This window comes from Winogradskyella vincentii, assembly GCF_020166345.1.
Lineage (GTDB): Bacteria > Bacteroidota > Bacteroidia > Flavobacteriales > Flavobacteriaceae > Winogradskyella > Winogradskyella vincentii.
Genome location: NZ_JAIUJS010000004.1, coordinates 17,366 through 39,625, shown reverse-complemented (window position 1 = coordinate 39,625; position 22,260 = coordinate 17,366). Strand labels below are relative to the sequence as shown.

Genomic DNA, 22,260 nt, shown 5'->3' with positions numbered 1-22,260 from the left:
CACTTATATTTGCACGCAATTATATTTTAATTGCATCATGACAGCACACGAAAACAAAATCTTAGGTGAAGGTCTTACCTATGACGACGTACTTTTAGTCCCGGCTTTTTCTCAAGTACTACCTCGCGAAGTTAATATTCAGTCAAAATTTACACGAAATATCACTATCAATATTCCTGTTGTTTCAGCCGCTATGGATACTGTTACTGAGAGCAAAATGGCAATTGCCATGGCTCAAGAAGGAGGTATAGGTGTATTGCATAAAAACATGACCATTGAAGATCAAGCGGCCAAGGTAAGACGCGTAAAACGTGCAGAAAGTGGGATGATAATAGATCCTGTTACCTTACCAATGACTGCAAAGGTAATTGATGCAAAAAATGCAATGCGTGAGCATAGTATTGGTGGTATTCCAATTGTTGATGACAACGGAACATTGAAAGGAATTGTGACAAACAGGGATTTGCGTTTTGAGCATAAGAATGAAAAACCAATTGTTGATGTAATGACTGGTGAAAATCTTGTTACTGCACCTGTCGGTACTTCTTTAAAGGATGCAGAAACCATTTTGCAAGCCAATAAAATAGAAAAGCTACTCATTGTAGACGATAATTATAAATTGGGTGGTTTAATAACGTTTAGAGACATAACCAAGGTAACTCAAAAACCATTTGCTAACAAAGACACCTATGGGAGACTCCGAGTTGCCGCTGCAATAGGTGTTACTGGTGATGCTGTTGAAAGAGCCGAAGCATTGGTTAAAGCTGGTGTTGATGCTGTTGTTATTGACACGGCCCATGGACATACCAAAGGTGTAGTTCTAGTTTTAAAAGAAATAAAAAAGAAATTTCCGAAACTAGAAGTGATCGTTGGGAATATTGCTACAGGTGACGCCGCAAAATATTTGGTTGAAGCTGGTGCTGATGCTGTTAAAGTTGGTATTGGACCTGGTTCCATCTGTACAACACGTGTTGTGGCAGGTGTAGGATTTCCACAATTCTCTGCTGTTCTTGAAGTAGCACAGGCCATAAAAGGCTCAGGTGTTCCTGTTATTGCTGATGGAGGAATTAGATATACTGGTGATATACCTAAAGCCATTGCTGCTGGTGCCGATACAGTGATGTTAGGTTCGCTATTGGCTGGAACAAAAGAAAGTCCAGGTGAAACAATTATATACGAAGGACGTAAGTTCAAGTCTTATAGAGGAATGGGTTCTGTTGAAGCTATGAAACAAGGTAGTAAAGACCGTTATTTTCAAGACGTAGAAGATGATATAAAAAAGTTGGTACCAGAAGGAATTGTTGGTCGTGTACCTTATAAAGGTGAGCTCTTTGAAAGTATACACCAATTTGTTGGTGGTCTAAGAGCAGGTATGGGTTATTGTGGTGCTAAAGACATTGAGACATTAAAAGATACTGGTCGATTTGTAAAAATCACAGCTAGTGGTATAAATGAGAGTCATCCACATGACGTTACTATTACCAAAGAAGCTCCAAATTATTCAAGATAGTAGATACATATTTAAACATAAAACAGCATCAACTCGATGCTGTTTTTTTTAGGGTTAAAATTAATTTCCCTTATAATTATGTTAATGCCCATATTAACAAAATAGCCTAGCACTTATCTTTGCAAAAACCTATGAGAAAAAAGAAAATTGTAATTATTGGAGCAGGTGTTGCTGGATTAGCGTCGGCAATTCGATTGCGATCTAAAGGCCATCTTGTATCAGTATATGAAGCAAATGAATATCCAGGTGGCAAACTCACAGCCTTCAGTGCTGAGGGTTATCGATTTGATATGGGACCTTCTTTATTCACCATGCCTCAGTTTATAGAGGAGTTGTTTGAGGTAGCTAATAAGCCAATTCAAAATTACTTTCAGTACAAAAGAAAATCTGTTGTTTGTAATTATTTTTTCGATGATGAGAGTACATTTTCAGCACTTGCGGATATTAATGAATTTGCAGAAGAGGCATCAAAGACATTCAATGTAGATAGTGAAGCAATAGTTGAATATTTAAAAAGAAGTAAACGCAAGTACGATTTAACATCAACTCTTTTTCTTGAAAAATCATTACATAAATTCACAACATACCTTAGTACAGAAACTTTAAAAGCAATTATTAAGGTAAATGCCCTCGACATTAATGTGAGTCTCAATGCATATAACACTAAGGTTTTTGAAGATGACCGGTTAGTACAATTCTTCAATAGATTTGCAACATATAATGGATCTTCACCCTACAAAACACCTGGGATTATGTCTATGATCCCTCATTTAGAACAATATTACGGGACTTTTTTTCCCAAAGGTGGCATGCATTCCATAACACAAAGTTTATATCAACTTGCCAAGGATATTGATGTTAAATTTCATTTTAACAAAAAAGTAGATGAAATAATTACTGAAAAAAGAAGCGTTAAAGGTATTAGAATTGACAGTGAAATCATTGAGGCTGATATTGTGGTTTCAAATTCTGATGTTGTACCAACATATAGACAACTACTTAAAAAACATAAGGCACCTGAGAAAATATTGAATCAGCCTCGAAGCAGTTCTGCTCTTATTTTTTATTGGGGAATTAAGAAAGAATTTCCAGAATTAGACCTTCATAATATATTCTTTTCAGAGGATTACAAGTCTGAGTTTGATTTTATCTTCAATAAAAAAGACGTTTGTGATGACCCAACTGTATATATCAATATAACCTCTAAAGAAGAAAAAAATGATGCGCCTAAAGGATGCGAAAATTGGTTTGTAATGATAAATGTCCCTAGCAATACAGGTCAAAATTGGGATGAAATTATTGAAATATCACGAGCTAATATCATCTCCAAAATTAGCAGGTTACTAAAAGTAGATGTCAAAGAACTTATTGAGTTTGAAAGCATATTAGATCCTAGGAAGATTGAATCTAATACTCAGAGTTATCAAGGTGCTTTATATGGAGCAGCAAGTAATAATAAGTTTGCAGCCTTTTTAAGACACCCGAATTTCAAAAGATCCATTCAGAATTTGTATTTCTGTGGTGGAAGTGTCCATCCTGGAGGTGGAATACCGTTATGCCTATTGTCTGGAAAAATAGTTTCAGATTTAATTCAAAAAACCAACTAAATGGCTGATAAAAAATTTATCAAATACTTTTCTGTTTTCATTATATGGTTGTTTTCAATATCGGGAATGACAGGAATTTTATCTCCTGAATTTTCAGATTGGTTTTTGAGTATGTCACCTATCAATTTGCTACTGACGTTCATAATCATTTTGGTAAATATTGAGGATTTTAAGTGGCATATAGTTATTGCTGTTGCAATTCCATTTTTATTAGGGTTTATTGCGGAGGCTCTGGGTGTTAATTATGGATTAATATTTGGAAATTACAGTTATGGTGAAAATCTTGGCCAGAAGGTTTTTGGAGTACCAATTATTATTTGTGTTAACTGGGCTTTGCTAACTATGTCTACGGCAGATATTGCTAGATTATTTTTTAAGAATATAATAGTTACATCTTTAATTGGTGCGTTATTAATGACAGGATTAGATCTCGTAATTGAAGTTTCAGCACCACGATTTGATTTTTGGGAATTTGAAAATGGTTTCGTGCCATTACAAAATTATATTGGTTGGCTCTGTACCGCATTTATTGCCCATTTAGGTTATCAATATTTTAAAATAAACACTAGCAAATTAATTTCAATACACGTGTTCGTTTCTATTGTTGTATTTTTTACCGTGTTTTTATTCTTTTAAATGACTAATCAAGATTTCATAATATTAGGAGCCGGTGCCTCTGGTTTAATGCTGGCGTATCGCATGTCTCAAGATTCTTTTTTTGACGATAAGTCTATCTTAATTATTGACAAGCAAGATAACAAGGGCAATGATAGAACTTGGTGTTATTGGGAGAAAGATGCAGGTGAATGGGATAATTTGATTCGAAAAAGTTGGCCGAATATTTTGTTTGGTAGTCAGGAGTTCTCGAAAACTGTCAATTTAGACGACTATAACTATAAAATGATTAGAAGTGAAAGATTCTATGATTTTTTATGGGAAAAGATTAAACTAAAGTCAAATATATCATTTGTTACAGATGAAGTTATTGAAGTTGAGGAGCAAAGCAATGCTGTACGGGTTAAAACAATTGACAAATCATATTCAGGCGCCAAAGTCTTTAATAGTATACCAGCTTCAAGTTTATACAAAGAACAAGATAAGTATCCGGTTCTACAGCAGCATTTTGTAGGTTGGTTTATTAAAACAGAGTCAAATGAGTTTGATGATTCCGTAGCAACTTTTATGGATTTTACTGTTGCACAAAAAGGTAATACCCGATTTATGTATGTATTACCTATTGAGAAAAATATTGCACTGTTTGAATATACCTTATTCTCAGAAGCACTGTTGCCATTAAATGAGTATGAAGAAGCAATAAAGAAATACTTAGAAAATAAAGGAATAAAAGAATACGAGATTATAGAAAGGGAAAAGGGATCCATTCCAATGACATCGTATAAATTCTCAAAATTAAATTCAAAGAATATTTTGAATATTGGTACTGCTGGAGGTTGGACTAAGGCAAGTACCGGCTATACATTTAAGAATACGACTAAAAAAACCAGGTCTTTAGTTCAATTTCTGAAACAGAATGATGATTTGTCCAAGTTTCACAAAAGTTCAAAATTTTGGTTTTATGACGTACTGTTTTTAGATGTTTTAGCAAATAATAATGGTGAGGGTTCAAAATTGTTTGCTTCATTATTTAAAAAAGCTAAAACCAAAACTATTTTGAGATTTTTAGATGAAGAGACCAACATTTTAGAGGACTTAAAAATTATTTCTTCTGTGCCGCCCAAAAATTTTACAATTGCTTTATTAAAGCGAATTTTTTAAGAAGGGAAGATTTGACCTCTATGAGGTTTTAATGCATCTCTAATCGGCTTCATTTCAGATTCATCAACAACCAAATATGCCAAACTGTGCATTTCATTTAAGGTTTCAACACCTGTTTTTTTAATATCTAATTTATTTGCCTTGATATATTCTTTAAGGTGAATTAAATGATGTTCTGCGGTTTGTTTGCTAACAGGTCCTCTAAAATCCCAAATCAACTTAAGTTTACGCATTTGCTACAGATTTGCCGTTTTCAACAAAATTTTTAAAATTATTCATAAATTTTTTGGTCTGTTTTTTAAATGCTTTAGGCATAAAGAACAACATTGCATGCATTGCAAAGGTTGTAGGTTGAAATTCGTTTTTAGAAATCCATTTTGTCTCCTCTTCTGTAATACTCTCAAAAAAGTTTTGTTGAATATTATGGATGCCCTTTGTGTTATAAGTGGCATGGAATTCGTTAGGAAAATTACTTTTGGTAATCGTTTCTATTAGAGCCATTTTTCTATTGCCAAAATCATAATTCAATTTCATTTTAGCACCAAATTCACCTGGTGTGCCAGATAAGTGCTCAGTACTCACTAAGCCTTCCTGCCAATGCAACATGTTTTCTGTAGAATTCATTTTGTGAATAACTTCAGCTAAGGATTTATGAATTATAATTTCAGTTGTGTATTTCATTAAAATAGAACATTAACCAAGTCAAATGTATAAAAAAGTGTTTGATATGGTATTTAAAGTCGTTGTCCTGTAATAAGTAAAAGATTAAATTCAAATGTTATTAATAATTAAGATTTTCTAAGCAGAAATATTAAATAATATTATTTCATTCAGTGCGTTAGATTTAAGGTTATTTATAGCTTAACAATAACTTGTAAAATGTACTAATTATGTTATTTTTGCTCATCTTCAAGATTATAAAAAGTAATTGATTTTAAAAGAAAAATTCTATGACAACTAAGTTTAAATTTTTACTCTTATTTCTATTAGTAGTTCAATTAACAAAAGCGCAAGATCAGGATGCGGTTTTACTTACTGTAGATGGAGAAACTATTATGACTTCTGAATTTTTGAGGGTGTACAATAAAAATTTGGATCTTGTTAAGGACGAAAGTCAAAAGGATATAGACAGTTATTTAAAACTTTTCACAGAATATCAATTAAAGCTTAAGGAAGCAAAGCGATTGAAATTGGATGAAGATCCTAAATATCAAAGAGAATTTTTAAGTTATAAAAAACAGCTTACTAAAAATTACCTTTCAGAAAACAAGGTCACTGAGGATTTAGTAAAAGAGGCATATGAACGTAATTCATATGATATTAATGCATCTCATGTGTTGGTTCGCTTAGACGAATCTGTAAAGGATACAACAAATGTTTACGATAAAATTTCTTCCTTACGCGAACGTGTATTGAACGAAGGATTTGACAAAGTAAAAGCTGATGCTCATGATGGTACGACAATTTTCGTTGAAGACTTAGGTTATTTCTCAGCGTTTAAAATGGTTTACGATTTTGAATCAGCTGCTTATAATACACCTGTTGGTGAAGTATCAGAACCTTTTAGGACGCAATTTGGCTATCATGTAGTTAAAGTGAATGATAAAAGACCTTCCAGAGGCACAATTACCGCAGCGCATATTATGGTTGGACTAAATCAAAAGGACTCATTATTAGTGCCAGAAGAACGTATTAATGAGATTTATAAGAAACTCTCACAAGGAGAGAGTTTTGATGCTTTAGCAAAACAATTCTCTGATGATAAGAGTTCTGCAAAGAATGGAGGAACGCTATCACCATTTAAAAGCGGACAATTAAGTTCGGTTAAGTTTGAAGATGATGCATTTGGATTAGTAAATGATGGAGAATTTAGTGAACCTTTTTTAACTGACTATGGCTGGCATATTGTAAAACGAATTTCATTAAAGCCAATAAAGTCTTATGATGAATTAAAACCTACGTTAGAAGCAAGGGTTAAGAGAGACTCTCGCTCTAAATTGATCAACCAAGCCATGGTGGAGGAGTTAAAAGGGAGATATGATATTGGATATAATGAAGAAGCCAAATCTTATTTTGAATCAATCATTACAGATGAATATTTCTCACGTTCTTGGAGGTTACCAGATTCTTTTGAAAAGGATGAGGTTATTTTTTCCATTAATCAAAGGGATTTTACCTATAATGAATTTGGCCGCCATATAATGGCGGCGCAACGTACCTATGCCAATAAAGCGAGACCGGCTTCTGAAGTAGTAGAAAAGGAATACGAATCATTTTTTGAGTCATCTATCCTAAAGTATAGAGAAGATAATCTTGAAATGGAGAATCAAGAATTTGCCAATATTCTAAAAGAGTATAGGGATGGGCTTCTACTTTTCGATTTAATGGAAAAAGAAATATGGAACAAAGCGGCAAAGGATTCGGTTGGGTTAGAAAACTATTATGAAAAAAACAAGACTAAATACCAATGGCAAGAGCGTGTTGATTTTGTAATGGCTTCCTCTGCTGATGAAGATATTGCTACTAAAGTTTTTAAATTAATGAAGCGCGGAAAATCTCAAGAAGAAATTGAAAATGCTCTTAATAACGATAAAGAGCAAAATGTCATATTTACAAAAGGAGTTTACAATACAAATGACAATCGCCTCCCTTCAGATTTTAATGCTAAGAAAGGAGTTTCCGGAGTTTATAACCATAATGAGGCATTTCATGTTATAAATGTAAATGAGATTTTACCAGCAGGTACAAAATCTTTAAAAGAAGCAAAGGGAATGGTGATTAATGATTACCAAAATGAAATTGAAACCAATTGGGTTAATTCACTTTATGATCGTTTTAGCATTGAAGTAAATAAAGATGCATTAAATGCTGTAAAACAGCTTATTAATAATTAAATATTGACTTGAAACACTTTTCGTTAATAATCATTGTTTTGTTTTTGTTTGTTGGTTGTGACTTTTTTAAGAAGGCCGATGAAGAAGGTGCAGTTGCTCGTGTAAATGATGTTTATCTTTATAAGGATGATATAAAGGATTTGGTTCCAGAGGGTGCATCGAGTGCGGATAGCGTTTTGATTGTTAATCAATATATTAATAGATGGGCTTCCCAATTATTATTGATGGATGGAGCCATGTTAAATTTAAACGAATCAAAGCAACAGTCGTTTACCAAATTAGTAGATCAATACAAAACGGATTTATATACTAAAGCCTATCTAGATGCCTTAGTAAAAAAGAATATAGATACTGTTGTTCCAAGGCGAGAAGCAGAAGTGTTTTATGAAGCCAATAAAGAATCATTTAAGTTAAACGATGATTTGCTTCAGCTTAGATACTTAAGTCTTCCACAAAACCCTATTGATTTAGATACCATAACAAAAAGGTTTAAACGTTTCAATAATGATGATAAACGTTACTTAGATTCAATATCAGTTCAGTTTAAAGCTTATTCCTTAAATGATTCAATGTGGGTTAAGTATTCTCAGGTAGCAGATAAAGTACCTGTTGTAAATTCTGAAAATAAAAACCAACTGTTAAAAAAATCTAATTTTATACAACTCAAAGATTCAATAAACCTATATTTGATGCAGGTGAAAGATGTAAGAATTCAGAATGATTACGCACCACTCGAATACGTTAGTAGTTCTATAGAACAAATCGTTATAAACAAGCGGAAATTAGAGCTAATAAAGCAACTTGAAAAAGATATTACAAAAGATGCCATTAAAAATAAACAGTTTGAAATTTATGAATAAAGCACTAGTCCTAGTATGCTTATTTTGTTTCAATTTAAGTTTTGCCCAAGAAATTATTGAGGACGAAAAACCAAAGGTTGAAAAGGATACAATACTTAATAAAACTCGGATTAAAGCAGATGGTGTTGCTGCGGTAGTTGGAGAATTCATTGTATTAGAATCTGATTTAGATAGAGAAATTGCTCAGCTTAAAGCACAAGGAGCAGATTTAGAAGGGGTTACTAGATGTGAACTTTTTGGTAGTCTTTTAGAAAGTAAATTATATGCGCACCAAGCGATTCAAGATAGTATTATAGTAAACGAGCTCTATATACAATCATTAGTTGACCAGCAAATTGAAGGTATATTGGCTCAGACTAATGGAGATATGAATGGTCTATTGAACTTTTACAAAAAAGACTCAGAAGAAGCATTACGAGAGGAGATGTATGAGATTAACAAAAATGCATACTTAGCCAAAGAAATGCAGGATAAAGTGATACGCGATATTGAGATTACTCCAGAAGAGGTAAGAACCTTTTTTAATGAAATTCCAGAAGAAGAAATACCAACGTTTGGTACGGAGTTAAAACTAGCGCAGATTGTTGTAATTCCTGAGGTAACTGAAGAGGCAAAACAAGCTGTAATTGATAGGCTAAACGGGTTTAAGAAAGACGTTGAGGAGAATGGTGCAAGTTTTACAACCAAAGCTTTATTCTATTCAGAAGATAGTGGATCTAAAAACAATGGAGGTTTGTTACCAACAATGAATCGTAAACGTCCTAGAATGGTTAAGGAATTTAGAGACGTAGCTTTTAATCTTCAAGAGGGAGAAATTTCAGAGCCGTTTGAAACTGATTTTGGATTTCATATCATTTATCTTGAAAAGGTAAGAGGACAAGAATATGAAGTAAGGCATATCCTTTTAAGACCTGAATTAACGGAAGATGCCATTCAAAAAGCAAAGGATGAAATAGAGAATGTAAGAGAAAAGATAATTAATGGTCTCGTTACTTTTGCTGATGCAGCAAGAGAATTTAGTGATGAAAAAGAAACCAAATTTGAAGGTGGTCAATTAACTAATCCTACTACTCAAGATTTTAATTTTGAATTAACAAGGATGGAGCCAGAATTGTATTCTCAAGTACAAGACTTAAAAGATGATGAAATTAGCCCAGTGATTCAGGATGAGGACAGGATTAACAGAATAAAGTTTAAAATAATGACTGTCACTGACAGAATTGATGATCACAAAGCTGACTTTGCAAGAGACTATCTTAAAATCAAAGATCTCGCACTACAAGACAAGCAAGTAAAGGCTATTGAAGTTTGGCAAAGAGAGACCATACAAAATACCTATATTAAAATTAATGGAGAGTATAGAAGTTGTGATTTTCAGAGTAACTGGTTAAAAGAATAAGTTTATGTCTGATGTTACATTAATTGAAAACTTCGTAAAAAAGTATAGTGCTCTAAAAAAAGAGATCGCTAAGGTAATTATAGGGCAAGAAGATGTCGTAGATCAGATATTAATTTCAATTTTTTCAGGAGGTCACTCTCTTCTTATTGGAGTTCCGGGATTGGCAAAAACCTTAATGGTGAATACAATTGCCCAAGCCTTAGGATTAGATTTTAAGCGTATACAATTCACTCCAGATCTAATGCCAAGTGATATTCTTGGTAGTGAAATATTAGATGAGAATAGACATTTTAAATTCATCAAGGGTCCGATTTTCGCAAATATTATTCTAGCGGATGAAATAAATAGAACTCCTCCTAAAACACAAGCAGCTTTGCTTGAAGCCATGCAAGAACGCGCGGTGACGGTTGCAGGACACAGATATCAACTGAATTTACCTTATTTTGTATTAGCAACACAAAACCCAATAGAACAAGAGGGAACCTATCCGTTGCCCGAAGCTCAATTAGATCGTTTTATGTTCGCGATTAATTTAAAGTACCCATCATTTAGTGAAGAAGTTGAGGTGGTAAAAACTACAACTACTGATATTCAACAAACAGTTGATTCGTTATTTACTGCTCAAGAAATAATGGACTTTCAGCAAGTGATAAGACGTATTCCAGTTGCTGATAATGTGATAGAATACGCCGTTTCTTTAGTCTCAAAAACAAGACCTAATACGGATACTGCAGCTTCTATTGTAAATGAGTTTGTTGATTGGGGTGCAGGTCCTAGAGCATCTCAAAACTTAATTTTAGCAGCTAAAACTCACGCGGCTACGACTGGTAAATTATCACCGGATATTGAAAATGTTCAATCTGTGGCAACAGGTATTTTAAGGCACCGTATAATCAAAAATTATAAAGCAGAAGCTGAAGGAATAACTGATGAAAAAATAATTGAAAGCCTGTTTTAAGATCTCAGAAAATTGTTCAATTAACTGTGGGTTTTGTCTATTGAATCTAATTCAAACTTATTCTAAATAGATATTTTTGTTAAATTATTACAACAATAACAATTTCATTGTATATAATTTAATATATCCCTATTATTTTTATTTAATTATGAATTATATTTAGTAAAAATGCATTTTTGTTACATATTTTTAAATCCCTATTTAAATTTGTAAATTTGTGCCACTAATAATTAATTATCAACCTTTAATCACATTTTATGGCTTTTGATATAGACATGATAAAAAAGGTTTACGCTAATATGACCGAGCGCCTAGATGCAGCTAGGTCAATAGTGGGTAAACCATTAACACTTTCAGAAAAAATATTATACTCTCACCTTTGGGACGGTAAACCTACCAAGGCCTTTTCAAGAGGAAAAGACTACGTAGATTTTGCCCCAGACAGGGTGGCTTGTCAAGATGCAACAGCACAGATGGCATTATTACAGTTTATGCAAGCTGGTAAGCCAAAGGTTGCTGTGCCTACAACTGTTCATTGTGACCACTTAATTCAAGCTAAAAGTGGTGCTGAGATAGATTTAAAGCATGCTAACAATACAAGTAGTGAAGTATTTAACTTTTTAGAATCTGTATCAAACAAGTATGGAATAGGATTCTGGAAACCAGGTGCTGGTATTATCCATCAAGTAGTTTTAGAAAATTATGCTTTTCCAGGCGGTATGATGATAGGTACAGATTCTCACACGGTAAATGCTGGTGGTTTAGGAATGGTAGCTATTGGAGTTGGTGGTGCAGATGCAGTAGATGTAATGGCTGGTATGGCTTGGGAATTAAAGTTCCCAAAACTTATTGGTGTTAGATTAACAGGTAAGTTGTCTGGTTGGACAGCACCTAAAGATGTAATACTCAAAGTAGCCGAAATTTTAACTGTTAAAGGTGGAACTGGTGCTATTGTAGAATATTTTGGTCCTGGAGCTTTATCAATGTCTTGTACTGGTAAAGGTACTATCTGTAATATGGGTGCTGAAATAGGTGCAACCACGTCTACATTTGGTTATGACGATTCTATGGAACGTTACTTAAGAGCTACGGATAGGGAAGATGTGGCAGATGAAGCTAATAAAATAAAAGATTATTTGACGGCCGATGCTGAAGTTTATGCAAATCCAGAGCAATATTTTGATCAGGTTATTGATATAAATCTGTCAGAATTAGGACCCTTATTAAATGGTCCATTCACACCAGACCTTTCAACAGCTGTTGGATCTGATATGACAGACAAGGCTAAAAGTAATGATTGGCCAATAAAAGTAGAATGGGGATTAATAGGATCTTGTACAAACTCTTCTTATGAGGATTTATCTAGAGCTTCGTCAATAGCGCAACAAGCATTAGATAAAGGACTAAAAACTAAAGCAGAATTTGGAATTAATCCAGGTTCAGAGCAGGTGAGATATACAGCAGAGCGTGATGGTATTTTAGATGTTTTTGAAAAATTAGATGCTAAGATATTTACGAACGCATGTGGGCCATGTATTGGACAGTGGGCTAGATATAGTGATCCTAAAAATGCACCAAAAAATAGTATAGTACATTCTTTCAATAGAAATTTCGCTAAACGTGCAGATGGTAATCCAAACACACACGCTTTTGTGGCGTCACCAGAGATTACTGCAGCAATTGCAATTGCAGGACGATTAGATTTTAATCCAATGAAAGATACGCTGATCAATGAAAATGGTGAAGAGGTGATGCTAGATGAACCAACAGGATGGGAATTACCACCTAAAGGTTTTGATGTAAAGGAAAATGGTTATTTAGAACCAGTAGCTGATGGTAGTGGTGTAGAAATTAGTGTTAACCCTACTTCAGAAAGGTTACAATTGTTAACTCCATTTACACCAATTGGAGAATCCATTACTGGTGCAAAATTGTTAATAAAGGCTTTTGGTAAGTGTACGACGGATCATATTTCAATGGCAGGCCCATGGTTACGTTTCAGAGGACATTTAGATAATATTGCTAATAACACATTAATTGGAGCGGTAAACGCTTTTAATAAGAAAACCAACTTTGTAAAAAACCAATTGACTGGTGAATATGGTGGAGTTCCTGATACGCAACGTGAGTATAAGAAAAATGGAATTTGGTCTGTAGTAGTTGGTGATCACAATTATGGTGAAGGTTCGTCTAGAGAACATGCAGCAATGCAACCAAGACATCTAGGTGTTGCAGCTGTAATTGTAAAATCATTTGCACGTATTCACGAAACAAATCTTAAGAAACAAGGTATGTTAGGTTTGACTTTTGCTAATGAGGCCGACTATGATTTAATCCAAGAAGATGATACTTTCAATTTCTTAGATTTAAATGAATTTGCTCCAGAAAAGCAATTAAATGTAGAGGTAGTTCATGCAGATGGTAGTAAAGATGTTATTGCATTAAACCACACATATAATGACGCTCAAATTGAATGGTATAAAGAAGGTTCTGCTTTAAATTTAATTAAAAAGCAAAACGCTTAACATACACTATTTAAATTTATATAAATATAAACTCTCAGCATTGCTGAGAGTTTTTTTTATGCTTGTTTGTAAGGAATTAAAAATATGGCCGACACATAAAATTATAACTATAGTTTCTTTAGATATGAATTCAATTTGGATTTTTGAAGATGTAAATTTATTCAATCTATTGTGCCCTCATAAATTCAAAGAATATAAGACGTGCCATGATTTTGATTCTTATAATAAAGGTGATTACATCTATTTTGAAGAAGACTCTGCCAATAAAGTCTTTCTAATTGAAAAAGGTAAGGTTAAAATTGGATATTATAACTCTGATGGTACTGAGGTTGTAAAGGCAATTTTAAAGAAAGGTGAGCTTTTTGGTGAAAGAGCAATATTTGGCCAGCAAAGACGAGAAGAATTTGCACAATCTATAGATGGCAATACATCTATTTGTCCTGTGGGTGTAGATACTATGCATGAGTTAATGCGATCTAACAAATCATTTAGTTTTAAAATTTATAAGTTCATTGGTTTTAAGTTTATGAAGTTAGAACGGAGACTCCAACTATTATTGTTTAAAGATTCTAAAACAAGATTGAAAGAGTTTTTGGATGAGTTATGTAATGATTATGGATATAATTGTAACCAAACAGGAGATCATATAATTAATCACCCTTATACGCAAAAAGATATAGCTTCATTGATAGGTATTTCTAGACCTACCTTAAATATTCTTATGAATGAACTAAAAGATGAACGTGTTATTGATTTCAATCGAAAACAAATAAGAATTTATAAAACTTCTGCTTAAATTTAAGGCATGAAGAACAAGCTAACCAAGAGAAATATTTTATTCGTTATTGTAATTGCACTATTACTGATTCCTCAGACAAGGCAACCAATACAAATTGTTTTGCATAAAGGATTGAGCTTTATAAATCATTCAACTTTAATTGAAAAGGCGAACAGACGCAAGATTACTTATCAAAACTGGAGATTAATTTCAGATAGTGGAGATCAATTAAATCTATTAGACTTAAAAGGAAAGGTTGTATTCATAAACTTTTGGGCAACTTGGTGTCCTCCGTGCATTGCAGAAATGAAAAGTTTAGATCAACTCTATAACAAGTATAATGAGTCAGTTGTTTTTTTGTATATAACCAATGATGATTTAACTACTGTTGAGAAATTTAAGGATAAAAACAGTTATTCTTTTAAAGCTTTTAATCCTATAAATGAAATTCCTGAAGAACTAGTTACCAGATCTATTCCAAGAACTTTTATAATTGATAAAAACGGCGAAATAGTTGTTGACGAAAAAGGTGCGATTAATTGGTATAGTGAAAAAGTAAAAGAACAACTAAATAAGTTGCTCAAAGAATAAATATTATTTAAAATATTTTTTTGGTACAATTAGCATCCCAAAGTTTTCGCCATCTTCTTTACCTAGATGCTTGTGATGAATTTTATGTGCACGTCTAACGCCTCTAGCATATTTATTATCAATATTTCGAAACCACTTAAATCGTTGATGTATAAAGATATCATGAACAATGAAATACGCTAACCCATAGGCCATTATACCAACACCAATTGGTAGGCAATACCATAATTCTTCCACGCTCCATAAATAAAAGCAAGTCATACTTACAACGGCATAAAATATAAAAAAGGCATCATTTCGTTCAAACCAACTGTCATGATCTTTATGATGGTGATCCTTATGCAAACTCCATAAAAAGCCATGCATAATATATTTATGCGTAAACCATGCATTAAATTCCATTATAAAAAACGTCCCTAAAAAGATCAATATCCAGAAAACAACTTGCATATAGATTAAATTTTAAAGCAAATTTAATTGATATTTTACGTAACTACGAGTAAGTAATTCAATCTTTTTATAGTTTGGTACTCTAATTCTAGTCGACTTTATTTCTAGTGCTGGAGTCTTTTTCAATTTCTGTAGTAGTTTATTGTAATATCTGTAAGCCATAAACACACCAAATCTAGCTTCTAATGGTAAACGTTTTATGCCTTGTAAACCTTTGGAAAAATCATTTTCAATATCATCAATTATGGCTTGCTTAGATTTTTCGTCTAATTGATTTAGATCTGTATTTGGGAAATAGGTTCTGCTTAAATCTTCAAAATCTGCTTTAAGGTCTCTCAAAAAATTAACCTTTTGGAATGCAGATCCCAAGCTCATTGCAGAATCTTTTAAACTATTGTATTTCTCATTATCTCCTTTAACAAAAACCTTTAAGCACATCAAACCAACGACATCAGCTGATCCATAAATATAATCTCGATACTCTTGTTCTGTTAGATAATCTTTTTTATGGAGATCTAGTTCCATACTGTGCATAAATGCATCTACCAAATGTTTGTCAATGTTGTATTTGTGATATGTCTCTTGAAACGAATTTAAAATTGGATTAAGGCTTATTTTGTCTGTAAGAGCGTTTTCCAAATCTTGAGCAAACCTTTTGAATAACTTTTCTTTATTATAATCATGAAACGTATCAACGATTTCGTCAGCAAAACGTACAAATCCATAAATATTATAGATGTCTTGCCTAATACTGTCAGATAACATTTTCGTAGCCATTGAGAATGAAGTACTATAGGCGTTGGTCACCATTTTACTGCATTCCTTGGATACATTGTCAAAAATTGATTTCATGATTTTCGTTTGTGCTGATTAAGTTATAAAATCCTTTTTGAATATTGGATTATTTTTCTTTTTTATTTATTAATTCTGCTACTAGCTTACCTGATATAAGTGATGGTGGCACGCCTGGTCCAGGTACTGTTAATTGTCCTGTAAAGTACAGGCTATCAACTTTTTTACTCTTTAATTTTGGTCTTAAAAAGGCGGTTTGCATCAATGTATTAGCCATACCGTAGGCATTGCCCTTATATGAGTTGTATTCGCTTACAAAATCATTAACACAGAATGATTCTTTAAATAGTATGTTACTCTGAACCTTTTGGTTTGTTAGATTTTCAAAACGACTTATAATGATGTCGAAATACTGTTCCCTTAATTCAGGTGTATCTTCTAATCCAGGTGCTATTGGAATTAAGAAAAAACCAGTTTCACATCCATCGGGTGCCATAGTTTTATCAGTTACCGATGGGAAATTGACATAAAACAGTGGGTTTTCTGGCCATTGAGGGTCATCATATATATTCTCGGCATGTGTTTCAAAATTAGTATCAAAGAATAGATTATGATGCTCAATATCTTTAAGCTTTTTATCAAATCCAACATAGAAGAGAAGCGAAGAAGGCGCAAATGTTCGTTTTTCCCAGTAAGCCTCACTATACTGTCTATATTTTTGATCTAATAATGTTTCTGAATGATGATAATCTGCACCGCTTAATACTACGTCAGATTTAATATTTTCGCCATTAGCTATAATACCAGAAGCTTTGCCGTTTTCAACATTTATCATTTCAACATTGCAATCCGTATTTATTCTGACACCTAAACTTTCGGCGAGTGCTTTCATAGCCTTTATGATTTCATACATTCCACCTTTAGGATGCCAAGTACCAAGACCAAAATCAGCAAAATTCATAAAACTGTAGAATGATGGTGTCTGACTTGGTTTTGCTCCTAAAAATAGTACAGGAAATTCAAGTGTTGAAATGAGTTTAGGATTTTTGAAATTCTTACGAACCTCTGAGCTTATTGTTTTGAAAAAACGATCTACACGAGTCACTGTTTCTTTTGTAACAAGCTCAAATGGCGAGATGCCAGGTTTTAGAACAACTTTATTTATGGCGATATCATAATGCTCTTGTGCTTGTGAAATAAATTTCCTTAAGGGTTTAGAGCTACCAGATTCTATACGCTCAAATTCCTCACAAATTTGATCCATATGGTCACCAATAGTTATTACTTCATCTGAAAAGAAAATTTTATAAGCCGGGCTCAATTTATCGAGTTGATAGTAGTCACTAGTGGATTTTCCGAAATCATTGAAGAATTTCTCAAAAATATCAGGCATCCAATACCAACTTGGACCGATATCAAAAACAAATCCATCTTTCTCTAATTGTCTTGCTCTTCCTCCAACGGTACCATTTTTTTCATAAATAGACACATCATGTCCTGCTTGCGCTAAATAGCATGATGCAGATAGAGCCGAGAAACCAGAACCAATAATTGAAATTGTCTTACCCATTTATTGTTTAAAGATTGTCTGTTAATGATTTAATACTCTTAAATGCTGTAACGCCTTCTGGAAGGTTTTCCAAATCTAAGGCGTTAAGCATTTGACCTAAAATCCAAAGTTTTGTATTACTTCCATTATTAATTAGAAGTTTTTCAAAATCCTTTATATATTTTTTTATATCTGCTTTTTCTGGTTTTACCGTGAAATATGAGATGTAAATTATTTCTTCGTAATAATTCTGAAGGTCCAATAAACTATCCATTGGAACACTAAAACCTAAAAAGATAGATTGATAACCTCTGTTTACCAACTCATGATTAATAAACATCAATCCTAGTTCATGGATTTCGTTTTCAGGTAAATAAAGTACAAATGCCTTTTTAGAATCATTTATTTGTTGAGATTGTACCTTTTCAGTATTAATCAATATTTTTTGACGTAGCAATGATGTTAAGAAATGCTCATGAGCAGGTGTGATGGTGTCTGTTTGCCAGAGTAATCCTATCTCTGTTAATAAGGGTATGAAAATTTCATAAAAAATTTCGTCGAATGCCTTTTCTTTTAATAAAGACTCATAAGTATTATAAAATAGGGTCTGATCAAAATTTAACATTGATAATTTAAAAGAATTAATTGCATGACTCTCCATATTGCTTTGAGATGCAATTTCCCTAACTAAAAGAGGAATCTTATGTTCTTCTATCGTGGCAATTTTAGATATTTTGTATCCATTATTATTCAAATAACTGACGTTTAACAGTTTTTGAAAACTTGCTAAATCGTAATATCTAATATTTGTTTCAGTACGTTTGGGCTTAAGTAGATTATACCGTTTTTCCCATATCCTAATGGTATGCGCCTTAATACCAGTAAGATTTTCAAGATCTTTAATACTAAATCTATTTTTAATATTGTTCATTTTTTATTAAAAATGTTTAAACAAAAATACATTAATAAGTCTTACCGTGAGTGAGAATTAACAAAAATTAAGTAAAAAAATGATAACAGCTCTAAGAAATTAAGGCTTTTAGTAGATAAAGTGTAAAAGTAAATAAGGATTTTAAAGAAGTGCGCACGAGAAGACTCGAACTTCCACGACCTAAAACGGTCACTGGCCCCTCAAGCCAGCGCGTCTACCAATTCCGCCACGTGCGCAAATAATGTAAAGTAAATATAAAAAAAAAGTTAAGCTTAAGGCTTAACTTTTGTGACCGGGCTGGGGCTCGAACCCAGGACCCTCTCCTTAAAAGGGAGATGCTCTACCAACTGAGCTACCCGGTCATTAATTTTTCTCTTACGAGGGTGCAAATATAAAATGATTAATTAATAAAACAATACATTTTTAACTTTAATTTTTGTTTTTTTGTTAAGTAAAATTCTATCTTTTTAATTATCAATTTATAAGTGTAATGATTATAGTTTTAATGGGATATATGGGTTCTGGTAAATCTACAATTGGAAAACAATTGTCATCTGTATTAGACTATGATTTTATTGATTTGGATGATTACATAATTAAAAAAGAAAACAGAACAATTGCTAATATATTTAGTGATAAGGGAGAAATTTACTTTAGAAAAATTGAAAGCCAATACTTGAAAGAAATTTTATCTCAAGAAAACAATGTTGTTCTTGCTTTAGGTGGTGGTACACCATGTTATGCCAATAACATTGAATTAATTGAAAATGATGAAAATGTAATTTCGTTCTATCTTAAATTATCAATTCCTTATTTAAGTAAAAGGTTATTTAGCGAAAAGGATAATAGGCCTTTAGTTAGCCATTTAGAGAATTTAGAAGAACTTCAAGAATTTGTGGGTAAACACTTATTTGAACGTGTTCAATATTACTCTAAGGCTAATTATACTGTTGAAGCAGAAGAAAAATCAGTTAAAGATATTATAGAATCAATATTACTTGCCTTAATCTAAGTAAGCCTCGTATGGCTTTTTGTTGAGATTTACATGCACGTGTTCAAATAATGAAGTTGAAAGAGATATACCTTTAAAATCTGCCTTTACTGGAAATTTTTTATGATTTCTATTAACTAAAACTGCAGTTTTAAATTGTTTTAAAGGGACATCTAAGAAATGTTTAATACCATAAATTAAAGTGCTACCTGAATTTAAAACATCATCAATTAACACAATCGATTTGTTTGTGTAGTCTTTAGGTACCAATGAAGTATTTATTGGGTTTAATGGATTTGACTTATCAATAGTAACTTTACAAAGAATTGATTTAATATCAGATATTTTGTCTAATTGGGTTTTAATTTTTCTTGCTAATAAATACCCATTACTTTCAACTCCTGCAATAATTAGTTCAGATTCGTTTGCATTACTTTCATAAATCTGATAGGCAATCCTTTTAATTTTATGCTCAATCTCTTTATGAGTTAATATGGTATTTTTAACTAACGGCATTGGCTTTTTTTTCAAAGATAAAAAACAGTTCTTTACCCTGCCTTTCTTTTATGGAATTAATTGATGGTTCCAAGGTTCTAATGTTAAAATGGTTATTAAACAATTTAAAATATTCTGTTTTACTGCCACCAAAGGGAGGACCAGAATCGGTTAATTCAAAATCAAAAAGTAATCCGGATAATTTCCCTTTTGGTCTTAGAAGACTATAAATCGATTTTACATAAGCTTCCCTTAAGCTAGGATGAAGCGCACAGAAAAATGTTTGTTCAATAATTAAATCATAAGAATCACTCAACTTAAAAAAATCATTGTGTAATAATTGATTATCTGGAAATTCTGGTATTCTTTTCTTTAAATTAAGAAGTGGTTGCTTGGCAATATCGAGAACAAATAAATTGTTAAATCCATTCCGCCATAAATATTCTGCTTCATAGCTATTACCAGCACCTGGTATTAATATATTTAAAGATTTATCGTTTAGTTGATCAATGTATGCTTTAATAGGTGTGGAGATGTAACCAATATTCCAACCGGTCTGATTTTCCTTATATCTATTCTCCCAGTATTGTTTGTCTAAATTATTCGCTTTCATAAAAATCATCAATGTCTCGTCTATCTTTTTTGGTAGGACGTCCAGTACCTTTTTTTCTGTAGTAATCCTTGCTGTACTTTAGCATTTCCTTAGCTTCAAATGCTTCTTTAGGCGTAGTATCAGTTCTGTAAATATCCACCAGTTTGGCACCAACTCTATTTGGAGGCAAATCATTTACAATTAATTGATAATTAACTTGGTCTTTACGTAATTCAATTTTATCCGTTGCGTAGACTTCTCTTGAAGGTTTCACAACGCTACCATTTACTTTAACGTGTCCTTTTTTACAAGCCTTAGTAGCGATACTACGAGTTTTGTAATATCTGACAGACCATAAATATTTATCGATGCGCATATATTTTTAACTAAAAACAACGTTAATGTTATGATGCAAAAATATTATAATATTGTATCTTGCGCCAGTTAATAAAGCAATTATGAACCTTAGTTTTGATTTGTGGTATTTCAAAACCAAGATAAATAGAATTCTATGAAATTTAAATCTCTGAAATTAGTCCTTTTTTTATTCGCAATGGTCTCGGTTTTTGTTGCCTGTGAAGAAGAAGATGATCCTATTCAAAATGAATTTATTGAAGAAGATAGAACAGAACAACAAGCCAAGGATAGAGATTCTCTTTTGAATTATTTAAGCTCTCATTATTATAACTCAGAATTTTTTGAAACGGGTACCAATCATACGATTGAAGAAATTGTAATTACCGAGTTGCTCGATGGTGAAGATGTGCCAGCTGGTCACAAATTATTAATACAGGATGTTGTTATAAAGACTACAACATACGTTGATGTTGAATATGAATATTACTATCTCACCTTAAATCAAGGTGGTGGAGATTCTCCAGAATTCACAGATAAGGTTAGAGTAAGATATGAGGGATACTTAGTTGATGGTGGAAATACTTTTGATCAAGTAAGTACACCAATAGATTTAGATTTATATGGTATTGCTTTTGGTACAGGAGCTATAACAGGGTGGCAAAGAATTATGCCAGAATTTAATACGTCTACAAGCTTTACAATTGGCAATGACAATATTGTAAGTTATGATAATTACGGTATGGGTATGATGTTTATTCCATCTGGCCTTGGGTATTTTTCATTCCCAAGAACAGGTATTCCAACATACTCTAACTTAATATTCAAATTTGAATTATTACAAACTGAAGTAAATGATCATGATGGAGATGGTATTCCTTCATATATTGAAGATTATGATGGTAGCCTAGATCCTTTTGATGATAACACGGATGACGATGCTGCACCAGATTATATTGATTTAGATGATGATGCAGATGGAGTGTTTACGATAAATGAATTATTGCCTACTACTTATGTTATAGATACTAACATGGGAGATATGGAACCGGAATTAGGAGAAAATGAATATGAATTAAGTAGAGAAGAAGAAGATGGTGTAATAACATTAGAAACAGTTACTTTAGTAGACACAAATAATAATGGAGTTTTTGATCATTTGGATGCAGAGGTTACTACTAATTACAATGAAGACGAAGACGAATGAT

At 32.5% G+C, this 22,260-nt stretch carries 22 protein-coding genes and 2 tRNA genes; 13 read left to right on the top strand and 11 right to left on the bottom strand.

Annotated features, from left to right (window positions below):
• Positions 1 to 37: 37 nt before the first annotated feature.
• The 4 genes from guaB (at position 38) to LBV24_RS08685 (ending at position 4,893) form a co-directional block, all read left to right on the top strand.
• A complete protein-coding gene (guaB, locus tag LBV24_RS08700; RefSeq protein WP_224478261.1) occupies positions 38 to 1,510 on the top strand; it encodes an IMP dehydrogenase in 1,473 nt (490 codons plus the stop codon).
• Positions 1,511 to 1,641: 131 nt separating this feature from the next.
• Positions 1,642 to 3,117, top strand: a complete 1,476-nt coding sequence (gene crtD / locus LBV24_RS08695) for a 1-hydroxycarotenoid 3,4-desaturase CrtD (RefSeq protein WP_224478260.1) — start codon at positions 1,642 to 1,644, stop codon at positions 3,115 to 3,117.
• Positions 3,118 to 3,753, top strand: a complete 636-nt coding sequence (locus tag LBV24_RS08690) for a carotenoid biosynthesis protein (RefSeq protein WP_224478259.1) — start codon at positions 3,118 to 3,120, stop codon at positions 3,751 to 3,753.
• On the top strand, positions 3,754 to 4,893 hold the full coding sequence (locus LBV24_RS08685) for a lycopene cyclase family protein (protein WP_224478258.1): 1,140 nt from the start codon (positions 3,754 to 3,756) through the stop codon (positions 4,891 to 4,893).
• Here LBV24_RS08685 and LBV24_RS08680 read toward each other — a convergent pair.
• The gene (locus LBV24_RS08680; RefSeq protein WP_224478257.1) at positions 4,890 to 5,126 is read right to left on the bottom strand and encodes a hypothetical protein; all 237 of its coding nucleotides are present in this window, start codon (positions 5,124 to 5,126) and stop codon (positions 4,890 to 4,892) included. The genes LBV24_RS08685 and LBV24_RS08680 overlap by 4 nt on opposite strands.
• Complete coding sequence (locus LBV24_RS08675) at positions 5,119 to 5,574, bottom strand: SRPBCC family protein (protein ID WP_224478256.1); 456 nt, start codon at positions 5,572 to 5,574, stop codon at positions 5,119 to 5,121. The genes LBV24_RS08680 and LBV24_RS08675 overlap by 8 nt, the downstream gene beginning before the upstream one ends.
• A 269-nt stretch (positions 5,575 to 5,843) precedes the next feature.
• Here LBV24_RS08675 and LBV24_RS08670 point away from each other — a divergent pair, with 269 nt between their 5' ends.
• The 7 genes from LBV24_RS08670 (at position 5,844) to LBV24_RS08640 (ending at position 14,898) form a co-directional block, all read left to right on the top strand.
• The gene (locus tag LBV24_RS08670; protein WP_224478255.1) at positions 5,844 to 7,787 is read left to right on the top strand and encodes a peptidylprolyl isomerase; all 1,944 of its coding nucleotides are present in this window, start codon (positions 5,844 to 5,846) and stop codon (positions 7,785 to 7,787) included.
• A gap of 8 nt (positions 7,788 to 7,795) precedes the next feature.
• Positions 7,796 to 8,647: a peptidyl-prolyl cis-trans isomerase gene (locus LBV24_RS08665; protein WP_224478254.1), complete on the top strand. Its 852-nt coding sequence runs from the start codon at positions 7,796 to 7,798 to the stop codon at positions 8,645 to 8,647.
• Positions 8,640 to 10,046 (top strand): peptidylprolyl isomerase, encoded by a 1,407-nt coding sequence (locus LBV24_RS08660; protein WP_224478253.1) that lies wholly within the window; start codon positions 8,640 to 8,642, stop codon positions 10,044 to 10,046. The genes LBV24_RS08665 and LBV24_RS08660 overlap by 8 nt, the downstream gene beginning before the upstream one ends.
• A gap of 4 nt (positions 10,047 to 10,050) precedes the next feature.
• Positions 10,051 to 11,004 carry an AAA family ATPase gene (locus LBV24_RS08655; RefSeq protein WP_224478252.1) on the top strand — a complete coding sequence of 318 codons (954 nt, stop codon included), beginning with the start codon at positions 10,051 to 10,053 and terminating at the stop codon, positions 11,002 to 11,004.
• Between the two features lie 257 nt (positions 11,005 to 11,261).
• On the top strand, positions 11,262 to 13,529 hold the full coding sequence (locus tag LBV24_RS08650) for an aconitate hydratase (protein WP_224478251.1): 2,268 nt from the start codon (positions 11,262 to 11,264) through the stop codon (positions 13,527 to 13,529).
• Positions 13,530 to 13,653: 124 nt separating this feature from the next.
• On the top strand, positions 13,654 to 14,325 hold the full coding sequence (locus tag LBV24_RS08645) for a Crp/Fnr family transcriptional regulator (RefSeq protein ID WP_224478250.1): 672 nt from the start codon (positions 13,654 to 13,656) through the stop codon (positions 14,323 to 14,325).
• Between the two features lie 9 nt (positions 14,326 to 14,334).
• Entirely contained in the window at positions 14,335 to 14,898 is a 564-nt protein-coding gene (locus tag LBV24_RS08640) for a TlpA family protein disulfide reductase (protein WP_224478249.1), read from the top strand.
• A 3-nt stretch (positions 14,899 to 14,901) separates the two neighbouring features.
• Here the strand turns inward: LBV24_RS08640 and LBV24_RS08635 are convergent, their stop codons facing one another.
• From LBV24_RS08635 to LBV24_RS08610, 6 genes are all read right to left on the bottom strand, one after another.
• The gene (locus LBV24_RS08635; RefSeq protein WP_224478248.1) at positions 14,902 to 15,348 is read right to left on the bottom strand and encodes a sterol desaturase family protein; all 447 of its coding nucleotides are present in this window, start codon (positions 15,346 to 15,348) and stop codon (positions 14,902 to 14,904) included.
• A 12-nt stretch (positions 15,349 to 15,360) separates the two neighbouring features.
• Positions 15,361 to 16,200, bottom strand: coding sequence for a phytoene/squalene synthase family protein (locus LBV24_RS08630; RefSeq protein WP_224478247.1), 840 nt, complete (start codon positions 16,198 to 16,200; stop codon positions 15,361 to 15,363).
• A 49-nt stretch (positions 16,201 to 16,249) separates the two neighbouring features.
• The gene (locus tag LBV24_RS08625; RefSeq protein ID WP_224478246.1) at positions 16,250 to 17,710 is read right to left on the bottom strand and encodes a phytoene desaturase family protein; all 1,461 of its coding nucleotides are present in this window, start codon (positions 17,708 to 17,710) and stop codon (positions 16,250 to 16,252) included.
• Positions 17,711 to 17,717: 7 nt separating this feature from the next.
• A complete protein-coding gene (locus tag LBV24_RS08620; RefSeq protein ID WP_224478245.1) occupies positions 17,718 to 18,620 on the bottom strand; it encodes a MerR family transcriptional regulator in 903 nt (300 codons plus the stop codon).
• Positions 18,621 to 18,770: 150 nt separating this feature from the next.
• Positions 18,771 to 18,856 (bottom strand) — tRNA-Leu (locus LBV24_RS08615).
• A 53-nt stretch (positions 18,857 to 18,909) separates the two neighbouring features.
• Positions 18,910 to 18,982 (bottom strand) — tRNA-Lys (locus LBV24_RS08610).
• A 128-nt stretch (positions 18,983 to 19,110) separates the two neighbouring features.
• Here LBV24_RS08610 and LBV24_RS08605 point away from each other — a divergent pair.
• A complete protein-coding gene (locus tag LBV24_RS08605; protein WP_224478244.1) occupies positions 19,111 to 19,632 on the top strand; it encodes a shikimate kinase in 522 nt (173 codons plus the stop codon).
• Here the strand turns inward: LBV24_RS08605 and LBV24_RS08600 are convergent.
• The 3 genes from LBV24_RS08600 to LBV24_RS08590 are packed head-to-tail and all read right to left on the bottom strand — an operon-like array spanning position 19,624 to position 21,074.
• Positions 19,624 to 20,127 (bottom strand): phosphoribosyltransferase family protein, encoded by a 504-nt coding sequence (locus tag LBV24_RS08600; protein WP_224478243.1) that lies wholly within the window; start codon positions 20,125 to 20,127, stop codon positions 19,624 to 19,626. The genes LBV24_RS08605 and LBV24_RS08600 overlap by 9 nt on opposite strands.
• Positions 20,114 to 20,728 (bottom strand): methyltransferase domain-containing protein, encoded by a 615-nt coding sequence (locus LBV24_RS08595; RefSeq protein WP_224478242.1) that lies wholly within the window; start codon positions 20,726 to 20,728, stop codon positions 20,114 to 20,116. The genes LBV24_RS08600 and LBV24_RS08595 overlap by 14 nt, the downstream gene beginning before the upstream one ends.
• The gene (locus LBV24_RS08590; protein ID WP_224478241.1) at positions 20,706 to 21,074 is read right to left on the bottom strand and encodes an RNA-binding S4 domain-containing protein; all 369 of its coding nucleotides are present in this window, start codon (positions 21,072 to 21,074) and stop codon (positions 20,706 to 20,708) included. The genes LBV24_RS08595 and LBV24_RS08590 overlap by 23 nt, the downstream gene beginning before the upstream one ends.
• A gap of 135 nt (positions 21,075 to 21,209) precedes the next feature.
• Here LBV24_RS08590 and LBV24_RS08585 point away from each other — a divergent pair, with 135 nt between their 5' ends.
• Complete coding sequence (locus LBV24_RS08585; protein WP_224478240.1) at positions 21,210 to 22,259, top strand: hypothetical protein; 1,050 nt, start codon at positions 21,210 to 21,212, stop codon at positions 22,257 to 22,259.
• The last annotated feature ends 1 nt before the right edge of the window (position 22,260 follow it).

What these genes read in the sequence shown, in the direction of transcription:
- guaB (WP_224478261.1), top strand. Translation starts at nt 38, where the DNA reads ATGACAGCACACGAAAACAAAATCTTAGGTGAAGGTCTTACCTATGAC.
- crtD (WP_224478260.1), top strand. Translation starts at nt 1,642, where the DNA reads ATGAGAAAAAAGAAAATTGTAATTATTGGAGCAGGTGTTGCTGGATTA.
- LBV24_RS08690 (WP_224478259.1), top strand. Translation starts at nt 3,118, where the DNA reads ATGGCTGATAAAAAATTTATCAAATACTTTTCTGTTTTCATTATATGG.
- LBV24_RS08685 (WP_224478258.1), top strand. Translation starts at nt 3,754, where the DNA reads ATGACTAATCAAGATTTCATAATATTAGGAGCCGGTGCCTCTGGTTTA.
- LBV24_RS08680 (WP_224478257.1), bottom strand. Translation starts at nt 5,126, where the DNA reads ATGCGTAAACTTAAGTTGATTTGGGATTTTAGAGGACCTGTTAGCAAA.
- LBV24_RS08675 (WP_224478256.1), bottom strand. Translation starts at nt 5,574, where the DNA reads ATGAAATACACAACTGAAATTATAATTCATAAATCCTTAGCTGAAGTT.
- LBV24_RS08670 (WP_224478255.1), top strand. Translation starts at nt 5,844, where the DNA reads ATGACAACTAAGTTTAAATTTTTACTCTTATTTCTATTAGTAGTTCAA.
- LBV24_RS08660 (WP_224478253.1), top strand. Translation starts at nt 8,640, where the DNA reads ATGAATAAAGCACTAGTCCTAGTATGCTTATTTTGTTTCAATTTAAGT.
- LBV24_RS08655 (WP_224478252.1), top strand. Translation starts at nt 10,051, where the DNA reads ATGTCTGATGTTACATTAATTGAAAACTTCGTAAAAAAGTATAGTGCT.
- LBV24_RS08650 (WP_224478251.1), top strand. Translation starts at nt 11,262, where the DNA reads ATGGCTTTTGATATAGACATGATAAAAAAGGTTTACGCTAATATGACC.
- LBV24_RS08645 (WP_224478250.1), top strand. Translation starts at nt 13,654, where the DNA reads ATGAATTCAATTTGGATTTTTGAAGATGTAAATTTATTCAATCTATTG.
- LBV24_RS08640 (WP_224478249.1), top strand. Translation starts at nt 14,335, where the DNA reads ATGAAGAACAAGCTAACCAAGAGAAATATTTTATTCGTTATTGTAATT.
- LBV24_RS08635 (WP_224478248.1), bottom strand. Translation starts at nt 15,348, where the DNA reads ATGCAAGTTGTTTTCTGGATATTGATCTTTTTAGGGACGTTTTTTATA.
- LBV24_RS08630 (WP_224478247.1), bottom strand. Translation starts at nt 16,200, where the DNA reads ATGAAATCAATTTTTGACAATGTATCCAAGGAATGCAGTAAAATGGTG.
- LBV24_RS08625 (WP_224478246.1), bottom strand. Translation starts at nt 17,710, where the DNA reads ATGGGTAAGACAATTTCAATTATTGGTTCTGGTTTCTCGGCTCTATCT.
- LBV24_RS08620 (WP_224478245.1), bottom strand. Translation starts at nt 18,620, where the DNA reads ATGAACAATATTAAAAATAGATTTAGTATTAAAGATCTTGAAAATCTT.
- LBV24_RS08605 (WP_224478244.1), top strand. Translation starts at nt 19,111, where the DNA reads ATGATTATAGTTTTAATGGGATATATGGGTTCTGGTAAATCTACAATT.
- LBV24_RS08600 (WP_224478243.1), bottom strand. Translation starts at nt 20,127, where the DNA reads ATGCCGTTAGTTAAAAATACCATATTAACTCATAAAGAGATTGAGCAT.
- LBV24_RS08595 (WP_224478242.1), bottom strand. Translation starts at nt 20,728, where the DNA reads ATGATTTTTATGAAAGCGAATAATTTAGACAAACAATACTGGGAGAAT.
- LBV24_RS08590 (WP_224478241.1), bottom strand. Translation starts at nt 21,074, where the DNA reads ATGCGCATCGATAAATATTTATGGTCTGTCAGATATTACAAAACTCGT.
- LBV24_RS08585 (WP_224478240.1), top strand. Translation starts at nt 21,210, where the DNA reads ATGAAATTTAAATCTCTGAAATTAGTCCTTTTTTTATTCGCAATGGTC.